This is a genomic window from Thauera sp. 27 (assembly GCF_000310125.2).
GTDB classification, from domain to species: domain Bacteria; phylum Pseudomonadota; class Gammaproteobacteria; order Burkholderiales; family Rhodocyclaceae; genus Thauera; species Thauera mechernichensis.
On the sequence record NZ_AMXB01000048.1, the window covers coordinates 21,776 to 31,838 of the forward strand.

Below are 10,063 nucleotides of genomic sequence, written 5' to 3' on the forward strand. Positions count from 1 at the left end.
TCAGATCTTGAGGACGCCCGCCGGCAGTCAGACGCGGATACTCATGCCGTCGGCAAGCGAATAGCGGTAGGCGCGCAAGGCCGGCACCAGGCTCGCCATCAGGCTGGCCCCCAGCACCGCCGCGAGCAGGCGCCATTCGCCAGAGGTCGGCCAGCCGAGCGTCAGTTGCAGGCCATGATTGGCACTCAACCACGGCGCCAACGCCGCGCTCGCACCATACAGCAGCGCCAGGCCAAGCGCGATACCCGCCAGCGCCAGCATCACGCTCTCGCTTGCAAGCAGCGCGAACACCTGGCGCGGGCTGGCCCCGAGCGCGCGCAGGATGGCGAGCTCGCGGCGACGCTCGCCCAGGCTGGCGACCACGACCGCCACCATGCCGGCCAGCCCCACTGCCACCACCAGCGCCGACACCGCGAGCAGCGCCTTCTCGGCAATGCCGACCAGCCCCCACAGCTCCTGCAGCGTGGCGCCGGGCAGGATGGCGGTGAGCGCCTCGTCGCCATGGCCGTTGATCTGGCGCTGCACGCGGAACACTGCAGTACGGCTGTGCAGGCCGACGAGGGCAGCGGTGACCGATTTGGGCTGGAGATCGAACTTGCGCACATGCTCGGCGGCAATGCGCAGACCGGGGATGGGCGCGCCGCCATGCCAGTCGATGTGAATGGCCTCGATGCCCTCCAGGCTCACCAGCAGCGCACGATCGACTGGCGTGCCGCTGCGCGCCAGGATGCCGACGACGGTGAAGGGCTTGTCGTCGTGGTCGGCAAAGCGCGGGCCGCCCTGCCCGCCCAGCGTGCCGTGGCTGAGCACGATCTGCTGGCCGAGCCGGTAGCCGAAGCGCGCGGCCACTTCGGCACCGAGCACGACCTCGAAGATGCCGGCAACCTCGGCGGGCGCATCGGCAAAGGCACGCCCCTGTTCGAAACGCAGCGCGCGCCGGTCGCCATGGCGGTAATGCTCGAAGAAGCCCACGGTGGTGCCGATGACACGGTGGCCGCGATGGGAATCACCGAGCGAGATCGGTACCAGCCAGCTGACCTGGGGCATGGCGGCAATGTGCTCGATGCTCGCCCACGACACGTTGTTGGTGGCGTTGCCGAGGTGAAAGACCGAGTACAACAGCAGCTGTACCGGGCCACTGCGAGCACCGACCACGAGGTCGGTGCCCGAGATGGTCTGCGCAAAGCCGGCGCGGGCGTCGTTGCGCAGGCGTTCGACACCGAGCAGGAGCGCGACCGCGAGCGCCACCGCGACCACCGTGAGGCCGACCGACAGACGGCGGTTGGCGATGCTGCGCAGGCTGAGGCCGAGCACGGTGCTCATGCGCCGCCCTCCGCCGCGCACGCTGCCGAGGCGCGGTTCATGTGGTCGAGTTCGAGCACGCGGTCGAAGTGGGCCGCCAGGCGCTGGTCGTGGCTCACGAAGAGCAAGGCAGCACCGGCTGCTGCGCACTCCTCGAGCAGGAGCGCAATGAAGGCCTGCTGGCGGTCGGCATCGAGCGCGGATGTAGGCTCATCGGCCACCACCAGGCCGGGACGGCCGATGAGTGCGCGTGCGGCGGCCACGCGCTGCTGCTGGCCGACCGACAGCTGCGCCGCCGGGCGCGCGAGCAGGCCGGGGTCGAGATCGAGCCGCGCAGCCAGGCGTGCTGCCTCGGCCGCCGGCGTACTGCCAGCGGCCGCCACCCGCGCACGGCGCTGGGGCGAAAAGCGGCAGGCAAGCAGGATGTTGTCGAGGGCGGACAGCCAGGGCAGCAGGTTGAAGAGCTGGAACACGAAGCCGACATGGTCGGCACGGAAGCGGTCGCGCGCACCCGACGACAGCGCCGCCAGCACCTGCCCGGACACCTCGACAGAGCCGGCCTGGGGGAGGATCACGCCGCCGACCAGCGACAGCAGCGTGGTCTTGCCGCTGCCGCTCGGCCCGCGCAGGAAGACGCGCTCGCCACTGGCGATGTCGAGGCGCTCGATGTCGAGGCAGTCGGCTTGCGCGCCCGGCCAGCGATAGCGCAGCCCGGCGAGGCGGACCGCAGGCACGGCGGCTGCGCTCACAGTTTCAGGGCAGCGGCGCCGGGCTTGAGCACCGCCGAACCCTGGCCGCGGCCGGAGGCGTGCGCCGCGCGCAACTCGCGCAGGCGCGGGAAGGCGTCGAAGAGGGCGGTGTCGATACGCTCGAGTGCGGCCGGGGCCGAGCACTCGAAGCGGTAGCTGGCGACGAGGTCGGCATGGCCATCATCACCGTGGTCATGATCGTGCTTGTGGTCGTGTTTGTGGTCGTGTTTGTGACCGTCCGCCTGCTCCCCGCCTTGCGGCCAGGGCGATTCGACGCTGACCTCCCGCAGCGCGCAACCGGCCGCGGTCGATGGTGCGAACAGCGCCCCACCGTCGCGCAGACGCTGCTCGGCAGCAGCCATGGCCTTGCGCTGGGCGGCCGTGCGCGGCGCGTGCTCGAAGCCGACCAGGTTGTCGAGCGGGGTCGTCAGCTCGATCAGCAGTTCGCCACCATCGCTTGCCACGCTCAGGTGGGCGACGCCGTGCTCATGGGCGCCGTGGGCATGCTGCGCCTGGGCCAGCGGCGACAATGCCAACAGGGCTGCGCAGCCAAGCGCGGACAAGGTACTGCGGGCGGGGATTCGGGTCATCGTGTTGCGCCTCCGGGCTCGAAAGGTTGTCTGGAACGGGTTTCTGAGGGCAGTTGGTCAATGAAAGGCTCGCGGCTGGCGCCGCTCCTACGGCGGAACCAGGCGCAGCGCATCTCCCGCCTTGGATGCGCGTGAATGCTACGGGTTCATCTAATGCTACAATGTTGCATCAAATACAGCACCAGATCCAGACCGAAGCGCCCGCAAACCGTTCCGGATACACCATGCCCCAGCACACTGCCCACAGCCACACACCCGTGCCGGCTCGCGAACTGATCGCGGCCCACGGCGGTCGCGTCACACGCACCCGCATCGCGGTCATCGAGGTGCTGCAGGCGGCGAGCCATCCGCTATCGCACGACGAGGTCGCCGCTGCGCTCGACGCGGGCGGCATCGCCCATGACCGGGTCACGCTGTATCGTGCGCTCGAGTGGCTGGTGGAACAGGGCATTGCACGCCGCATCGCCAGCGGCGAGCGCGCCTGGCACTTCGAGATCCGCCGCGGCGACGATCACCGCCATGCACACTTCCACTGCGACCGCTGCGGGCAGGTGCTGTGCCTGGAGGACATCCCCGCGACGGCGAGCGCAGCGCTGCCGGCCGGATTCGAGCTCGACCGCGCCGAGCTGGTACTGCACGGCGCCTGCGCCGACTGCGGCCGCAACGGCTTAGGGGCGCCCTGAACATGCGCCTCGAAGCCCATGTCCACACCCCCCCTGCGGCCATTCCCGGCGGACACGAGCATGCTGCTGCCCCCAGGCTCGCCGCCCAACGCGCCGCCGACCGCGGCGCGCCTGCCCCCAGCCTGCTCGGCACCAGCCTGGCCACCCGCCTGGGCGTGTGCGCGGGCGCGCTGGCCGTGTTGTGGCTGACCATCCTGTGGGCGCTGCGCTGACATGGACGCCGCGCGCATGCCGATGATCCAGCTCGACAACCTCACCCTGGGCTACGACCGCCACCCCGCGGTGCACCACCTGTCCGGCGAGATCGCCGCCGGCGCGCTGGTGGCGGTGGTCGGCCCCAATGGCGCCGGCAAGTCCACCCTGCTCAAGGGCATTGCGGGCGAGTTGCGCCCGATCGGCGGCCGCATCGTGATGCCCGCCCTGCCCGCGCACGGCCTGGCCTACATGCCGCAGCGCGGCGAGATCGACCACAGCTTCCCGGTGTCGGTGTTCGACGTGGTGGCGATGGGCTTGTGGCACGAGGTCGGCGCCTTCGGCGGGTTGTCGCGCCGCCAGCGCGAGCGCGTACGCGATGCGCTGGACGCGGTTGGCCTGACGGGCTTCGAAGCGCGCCCGATCGGCTCGCTGTCAGGCGGCCAGTTGCAGCGCGCGCGCTTTGCGCGCCTCATCCTGCAGGATGCGCCGCTGATCCTGCTCGATGAGCCCTTCGCCGCCATCGACAGCCGCACCGTCGAAGACCTGGTGGCGCTGATCCTGGGTTGGCACGCCGAAGGCCGCACCATCCTCACCGTGGTGCACGACCTCGAACAGGTGCGCCGCTACTTCCCTACCGCCCTGCTGCTGTCGCGCGAACCGGTGGCCTTCGGTCCCACGGCTCAGGTACTGACGCCCGAGTTGCTGGCGCGCGCGCGCCGCCTGTCGGAAGCCTTCGACGACAACGCTGCGGAGTGCCACATCGAAGCCGTGCCCACGCTGCCCCCGAGCACGGGAGACGGTGCGGCAGCCCCTGGCCACGTGCATGTCCATGATCACGACCATGCCCATGGGCACGACCACAGGCACTGAGCTTACCGACAACGCCCTCGCCCGCATTACGCGCCAGTTCCACCTCGGACCAGCCCCGGTACCAACCTGCTCCCTTTCCCCGTGACCGAATTCCTCATCGATCCGTTTACCGATTTTGCCTTCATGCGCCGCGCCCTGGCCGGCTGCCTGGCGCTGGCGCTGGGCGCCACGCCGGTGGGCGTGTTCCTGCTGCTGCGCCGCATGAGCCTGATGGGCGACGCAATGAGCCACGCCATCCTGCCCGGAGCGGCGCTGGGCTACCTCGCCTTTGGTCTCTCGCTCGGCGCGATGACGGTCGGCGGCATCGTCGCCGGACTGGTCGTGGTGCTGGCCGCGGGCCTGGTCACGCGCGCCTCCATCCTCAAGGAGGACGCCAGCCTGGCGGCCTTCTACCTGCTGTCGCTGGCCGCGGGGGTGATGATCGTGTCGCTGCGCGGGCGCAACCTGGACTTGCTGCATGTGCTGTTCGGCTCGGTGCTGGCGCTTGACGATGCCTCGCTGCTGCTGATCGCCGGCATCGCCAGCGTGACCCTGGTGTGCCTGGCGCTGTTGTTCCGCCCGCTGGTGATGGAGTGCTTCGACCCCGCCTTTCTGCGCGGCGTGAGCCGCTGGTCACCGGTGGCGCATTACGGCTTCCTGATGCTGGTGGTGGTGAACCTGGTGAGCGGCTTCCACGCCCTGGGCACGCTGATGGCGGTGGGCATCATGATCCTGCCGTCGGCCGCTGCGCGGCTATGGGCCCGCGGCCTGCCCATGCTGCTGCTGCTTGCGGTGCTGTTCGCCTTCGCCAGCGGCGTGGCCGGGCTGCTGCTGTCCTTCCATGCCGACGTGCCGGCCGGCCCGGCAATCGTGCTGGTGTGCGGCGTGGTCTACTTCATCTCTTTGCTCGCTGCACCCGGTGGCCTGCTCGCCGGCCGCCTGCCGGTGCGCAACCACCTCGAACGCTGAGCGCTGCGCGCACAAGGCGCCGCAAGACCCGATGCCCCTTTCCCAGGAGACCCCACGATGAAGCCCCAGCCCACAACCGCCGGACGCCGTCTCGCCCGCGCCATCGCCGGTGGCCTGCTTGCCCTTGCCCTCGGTCCGGCACACGGTCAGCAGCCGCTGGACGTCACCGCAAGCTTCAGCATCCTGGGTGATTTCGTGCAGCAGGTCGGCGGCGAGCGCGTCAAGGTGCGCAGCCTGGTGGGCGCGGACGAGGACGCCCACGCCTTCCAGCCCCGCCCCTCGGATGCGCGCGAGATCGGCTCGGCAGCGCTGGTGGTGGTCAATGGCCTGGGCTTCGATGACTGGATGAGCCGCCTGGCGCGCTCGGGCGGCTACAAGGGCACGATCGTGGTTGCCAGCGACGGCGTGGTGACGCTGGAGATGGCCGACGACCACGGCCACGACCACGACCACGGTCACAAACATTCGCACGGCCACAAGCACGGCAGCAAGGCGATCGACCCTCACGCCTGGCAGGACGTGGGCAATGCCCGCCAGTACGTGGCCAACATCGCTGCAGCGCTGACCGCTGCCGACCCCGCGGGCGCGGACACCTACCGCGCCAACGCCGAACGCTACGACGGCGAACTGCGCGCACTCGATGCCGAGTTGCGTGCCGCATTCGAGGCGATTCCGGCCGAGCGCCGCAAGGTCGTGACCTCGCACGACGCCTTCGCCTACTTCGGGCGTGCCTACGGGGTGCGCTTCCTGTCGCCGGTGGGCGTATCGAACAATGCCGAGCCGACGGCCAAGGGCGTTGCCAGGCTCATCCGCCAACTCAAGGCGGAGAACATCCCCGCGGTGTTCATCGAGAATGTCGTCGATGCACGCCTGATCGAGCGCATCCGCGCCGAGAGCGGCGCCAGGATGGGCGGCACGCTCTACTCCGACGCCCTGTCGGGCGCTGGCGGGCCGGCAGCGAGCTATGTGCAGATGATGCGCAGCAACCTGCAGGCGCTGCAGGACGCGCTGCGCGAGACGCCCTGAACCCGGGTGCCCCGGGCGTTCAGGCGAAGATGCTGTGCAGCATCTTCGCGCACAGCACCATCAGCAAGCCGGCAAAGATCTTCTTGAGTGTGGCCACCGGAAGGCGGTGCGCCAGACTCGCACCATAGGGTGCGGTGAGCATGCTGACCGTAGCCACCAGAACCAGCGCCGGCAGGTAGATGTAGCCAAGGGTCAGTGCCGGCGTGCCCTCGGCGCCCCAGCCATTGACGAGGTAGCCGATCGTGCCCGAGACGGCGATCGGCAGGCCGATCGCCGCTGACGTGCCGATCGCGTGCTGCATCTTGACGTTGCACCAGGTCATGAAAGGCACGGACAGCGAACCACCACCGATCGCCACCAAGGCCGAAATGCCGCCGATGCCGACACCTGCGGCGTTCATCCCGGCGCCCCCAGGCAGCTCGCGCGCAGGCTTGGGCTTGATGTTCAGCAGCATCTGCACGGCCACGTAGGCGGTGAACAGGGCGAAGAAGATCGCCAGCGGCACGGTATCGGCACGCGACGCGATGAAGGTGCCGCCGAAGGTGCCAAGCAGGATGCCGGGGGTGATCCGGCGCACGATGTCCCAGCGCACCGCACCGTGCGACTGATGGGCGCGCAAGCTGGAGATGGAGGTCAGCACGATGGCTGCCATCGAGGTTCCGAGCGCCATGTGCACCACGGACTCGTGAGCAAAGCCCTGGGCAAGGAATAAGGTGGTGAGCATCGGAACCATCACCGCGCCGCCGCCCACCCCGAGCAGGCCAGCAACGAAGCCCACCACCGCGCCAAGCAGGGGGTAGGCGAGCCACCAGGCATTCACATCCATCGGATTCTCCTTGCCGTTGTTCGCGTCAGGCACGATCGCCGGCCGTTAACGTGAAGAAGGCACGGTGATCGCTCACCGCGCCTTCTCGTGTGGCCCCCCGCCTGTGCCGTCTCCGCCGGGCATCCTGAACCTAGGGTTCAGGGAGGTCGCGTTCCTTCCGCATCAGGATCACCCGGCAAGGGGCGTTCACACAGCGGTATCGATGGTCGGCAACCGAGTCTCTCGACTATTGGTTCAAGGAATCTACGACTTCAACGAACACTGCAGGGGATTGATCTTACGTGCCCGACCAGCCTGCCGACCTGCGCAGGAGCAATTCTGAAACAGACGTCAGAAGAGCTTTTCCTGCTGGGCCAGCACCCCGTCGAGGCGCGCTTTCATGAGTCCGATTCTACGCTTCGTGCCCGGCATGTCAAACCCATTGCCACGCTGGAACTGCAGGAACTCGTGTGCAAGGTTGAGTGCAGTCATGACCGCCAGCCGCTCGCCCGCGGCGTTGGTCTTGGCGCCAAGTTCACGAAACTTGTCGTCCAGGTAGGCGACCGTGGCGAGCAACTCGTCCTTGCTTTCGGGGGTGCAGGAGACGCGGTATTCCTTCCCGAGCAACATCACATCCAGATGCTCCATCGACATGACCTCAGGCCTCCGGCAGTTTTTCTAGCAAGCTCTCGACACGCTCGGCGGCGAACCTGACCTTGTCGGAGAGCTGGCGGTTGTCGGTCTCCAGCCGCAGGACGCGCCCGCGCAGCTCGGCATTGTCGGCCCGCAGGCGTTCGTGGAGGCTGATCAGTTGCTCGAGTTGGGCTTCGAGCTGGGCGAGTTCTGTATCCATGGCGGCGATGTTAGTGAGCGGGCGATGACGGGTCAATCAGCGCTGGACCTGGGTCACGTCACGCACCGCGCCGGTATCGGCCGAGGTGGTGAGCGCAGCATAGGCCTGCAGCGCCGCCGAGACGACGCGTTCGCGCTTGACCGGCTTCCATGCAGCAGCCCCCTTGGCCTCCATCGCGGCGCGTCGGCGGGCGAGCTCGTCGGCCGTGACCGCGAGGTTGATGCTGCGGTTGGGGATGTCGATCTCGATGATGTCGCCGTCCTCGACGAGGGCGATCGCACCGCCGCAGGCCGCCTCGGGCGAGGCATGGCCGATCGACAGGCCGGAGGTACCGCCGGAGAAGCGGCCGTCGGTGAGCAGCGCGCACTGCGCGCCCAGACCTCGGCTCTTGAGATAGGAGGTGGGGTAGAGCATCTCCTGCATGCCGGGGCCGCCCTTAGGGCCTTCGTAGCGAATCACCACCACGTCGCCAGCCTGCACCTGTTCGCCAAGAATGCCGTCAACCGCGTCTTCCTGGCTTTCGAACACGCGCGCCTTGCCGGTGAACTTCCAGATCGACTCGTCCACGCCGGCGGTCTTCACGATGCAGCCCTTCTCGGCAATGTTGCCGTAGAGCACGGCAAGCCCACCGTCCTGGCTGAAGGCGTTGGCCTTGTCGCGGATGACCCCGCGCGTGCGGTCCATGTCCAGCTCCTTCCAGCGGCGATTCTGCGAGAACGCCACTTGCGTCGGCACCCCGCCCGGCGCAGCGAGGAAAAGCTCGAACACGGAGACGTCATGCGCCTGCAGGATGTCCCAGCGCGACAGGGCATCGCCCATGGTCTTGCTGTGCACCGTCGGCACGTCGCGATGCAGCAGCCCTGCACGATCGAGCTCGCCGAGGATGCCCATGATGCCGCCGGCGCGGTGCACGTCTTCGATGTGCACATCGGCCACGGCGGGCGCAACCTTGCACAGGCAGGGGACGCGGCGGCTGATGCGGTCGATGTCCTTCATCGTGAAGTCGATACCGGCTTCGTGCGCGGCTGCCAGGAGGTGCAGCACGGTGTTGGTCGAGCCGCCCATGGCCACGTCGAGACTGATGGCGTTCTCGAAAGCCTTGAAGCTGGCGATGGAGCGCGGCAGCGCGGAGGTGTCGTCCTGTTCGTAATAGCGGCGGGCCAGGTCGACGATGCGGCGGCCGGCTTCCTTGAACAGCTTCTCACGGTCGGCATGGGTGGCGAGCGTGGTGCCGTTGCCGGGCAGCGACAGTCCGAGCGCTTCGGTGAGGCAGTTCATCGAGTTGGCAGTGAACATGCCCGAGCACGAGCCGCAGGTCGGACAGGCAGAGCGCTCGACGGCGTCGACTTCCTCGTCGGAGCAGTTCTTGTCCGCGGCCTTGACCATGGCGTCGACCAGATCGAGGGAGATGACCTTGTTCTCCCACTTCACCTTGCCTGCCTCCATCGGGCCGCCGGAGACGAAGATCACCGGGATATTGAGGCGGAGGGCGGCCATCAGCATGCCCGGGGTGATCTTGTCGCAGTTCGAGATGCACACGAGCGCGTCTGCGGTGTGGGCATTGCACATGTACTCGACGCTGTCGGCGATGAGGTCGCGCGAGGGCAGCGAATACAGCATGCCGCCGTGCCCCATGGCGATGCCGTCATCGACGGCGATGGTGTTGAACTCCTTGGCGACGCCGCCAGCGGCCTCGATCTCGCGCGCAACGAGCTGCCCCAGGTCCTTCAGGTGCACGTGGCCGGGCACGAACTGGGTAAAGCTGTTGGCGATGGCGATGATCGGCTTGCTGAAGTCCTCGTCCTTCATGCCGGTGGCGCGCCACAGGGCGCGGGCTCCCGCCATGTTGCGGCCGGCGGTCGAGGTGCGGGAACGATACTGGGGCATGGCGGCGCTCCGGAAAATCTGCGGTAAAGACGGTGATTCTAACGCGCACCAGCCAGCATGCACATCGTTCGGCACCACGGCAGCGATCCGGCATCGCACTCGCCCGACGCCCGTCGCCTTCAACCCCTCGCGGCTGGCGCCGCTCCTACGGCGGG

12 protein-coding genes and 1 other RNA gene are annotated in these 10,063 nt (G+C 68.4%); 5 read left to right on the top strand and 8 right to left on the bottom strand.

What is annotated here, in order from left to right; translation table 11 throughout:
• Positions 1–27: 27 nt before the first annotated feature.
• The 3 genes from B447_RS19145 to B447_RS19155 are packed head-to-tail and all read right to left on the bottom strand — an operon-like array spanning position 28 to position 2,641.
• Positions 28–1,323, bottom strand: a complete 1,296-nt coding sequence (locus B447_RS19145) for an ABC transporter permease (RefSeq protein ID WP_002944460.1) — start codon at positions 1,321–1,323, stop codon at positions 28–30.
• On the bottom strand, positions 1,320–2,036 hold the full coding sequence (locus tag B447_RS19150) for an ABC transporter ATP-binding protein (protein ID WP_232431679.1): 717 nt from the start codon (positions 2,034–2,036) through the stop codon (positions 1,320–1,322). The genes B447_RS19145 and B447_RS19150 overlap by 4 nt, the downstream gene beginning before the upstream one ends.
• Before the next feature lie 11 nt (positions 2,037–2,047).
• Entirely contained in the window at positions 2,048–2,641 is a 594-nt protein-coding gene (locus B447_RS19155) for a DUF2796 domain-containing protein (RefSeq protein WP_002944463.1), read from the bottom strand.
• A gap of 224 nt (positions 2,642–2,865) precedes the next feature.
• On the opposite strand from B447_RS19155, the gene B447_RS19160 reads away from it, so the two are divergent.
• The 5 genes from B447_RS19160 to B447_RS19180 all read left to right on the top strand — a co-directional run bounded on the left by B447_RS19160 (position 2,866) and on the right by B447_RS19180 (position 6,363).
• Positions 2,866–3,324, top strand: coding sequence for a Fur family transcriptional regulator (locus B447_RS19160; protein ID WP_002944465.1), 459 nt, complete (start codon positions 2,866–2,868; stop codon positions 3,322–3,324).
• Positions 3,325–3,326: 2 nt separating this feature from the next.
• Positions 3,327–3,536, top strand: coding sequence for a hypothetical protein (locus tag B447_RS19165; protein WP_002944466.1), 210 nt, complete (start codon positions 3,327–3,329; stop codon positions 3,534–3,536).
• A 1-nt stretch (position 3,537) separates the two neighbouring features.
• Positions 3,538–4,389, top strand: coding sequence for a metal ABC transporter ATP-binding protein (locus B447_RS19170; protein ID WP_002944468.1), 852 nt, complete (start codon positions 3,538–3,540; stop codon positions 4,387–4,389).
• A gap of 81 nt (positions 4,390–4,470) precedes the next feature.
• Positions 4,471–5,337 carry a metal ABC transporter permease gene (locus tag B447_RS19175; protein WP_002931903.1) on the top strand — a complete coding sequence of 289 codons (867 nt, stop codon included), beginning with the start codon at positions 4,471–4,473 and terminating at the stop codon, positions 5,335–5,337.
• Between the two features lie 57 nt (positions 5,338–5,394).
• Positions 5,395–6,363, top strand: coding sequence for a metal ABC transporter solute-binding protein, Zn/Mn family (locus B447_RS19180; RefSeq protein WP_002944471.1), 969 nt, complete (start codon positions 5,395–5,397; stop codon positions 6,361–6,363).
• 19 nt (positions 6,364–6,382) lie between these two features.
• Here B447_RS19180 and B447_RS19185 read toward each other — a convergent pair whose 3' ends face one another.
• From B447_RS19185 to ilvD, 5 genes are all read right to left on the bottom strand, one after another.
• A complete protein-coding gene (locus B447_RS19185; protein ID WP_002944473.1) occupies positions 6,383–7,189 on the bottom strand; it encodes a sulfite exporter TauE/SafE family protein in 807 nt (268 codons plus the stop codon).
• 90 nt (positions 7,190–7,279) lie between these two features.
• A non-coding RNA gene (gene ssrS / locus B447_RS22355) (6S RNA) lies at positions 7,280–7,462 on the bottom strand.
• A gap of 57 nt (positions 7,463–7,519) precedes the next feature.
• Positions 7,520–7,822, bottom strand: coding sequence for a cell division protein ZapA (locus B447_RS19190; protein WP_002931893.1), 303 nt, complete (start codon positions 7,820–7,822; stop codon positions 7,520–7,522).
• Positions 7,823–7,826: 4 nt separating this feature from the next.
• Complete coding sequence (locus B447_RS19195; RefSeq protein WP_002931891.1) at positions 7,827–8,021, bottom strand: hypothetical protein; 195 nt, start codon at positions 8,019–8,021, stop codon at positions 7,827–7,829.
• A gap of 36 nt (positions 8,022–8,057) precedes the next feature.
• The gene (gene ilvD / locus B447_RS19200) at positions 8,058–9,908 is read right to left on the bottom strand and encodes a dihydroxy-acid dehydratase (protein WP_002944474.1); all 1,851 of its coding nucleotides are present in this window, start codon (positions 9,906–9,908) and stop codon (positions 8,058–8,060) included.
• Between the last annotated feature and the right edge of the window lie 155 nt (positions 9,909–10,063).

Coding starts and splice junctions, on each gene's coding strand:
- B447_RS19145 (WP_002944460.1), bottom strand. CDS start 1,323: ATGAGCACCGTGCTCGGCCTCAGCCTGCGCAGCATCGCCAACCGCCGT.
- B447_RS19155 (WP_002944463.1), bottom strand. CDS start 2,641: ATGACCCGAATCCCCGCCCGCAGTACCTTGTCCGCGCTTGGCTGCGCA.
- B447_RS19160 (WP_002944465.1), top strand. CDS start 2,866: ATGCCCCAGCACACTGCCCACAGCCACACACCCGTGCCGGCTCGCGAA.
- B447_RS19165 (WP_002944466.1), top strand. CDS start 3,327: ATGCGCCTCGAAGCCCATGTCCACACCCCCCCTGCGGCCATTCCCGGC.
- B447_RS19170 (WP_002944468.1), top strand. CDS start 3,538: ATGGACGCCGCGCGCATGCCGATGATCCAGCTCGACAACCTCACCCTG.
- B447_RS19180 (WP_002944471.1), top strand. CDS start 5,395: ATGAAGCCCCAGCCCACAACCGCCGGACGCCGTCTCGCCCGCGCCATC.
- B447_RS19185 (WP_002944473.1), bottom strand. CDS start 7,189: ATGGATGTGAATGCCTGGTGGCTCGCCTACCCCCTGCTTGGCGCGGTG.
- B447_RS19190 (WP_002931893.1), bottom strand. CDS start 7,822: ATGTCGATGGAGCATCTGGATGTGATGTTGCTCGGGAAGGAATACCGC.
- B447_RS19195 (WP_002931891.1), bottom strand. CDS start 8,021: ATGGATACAGAACTCGCCCAGCTCGAAGCCCAACTCGAGCAACTGATC.
- ilvD (WP_002944474.1), bottom strand. CDS start 9,908: ATGCCCCAGTATCGTTCCCGCACCTCGACCGCCGGCCGCAACATGGCG.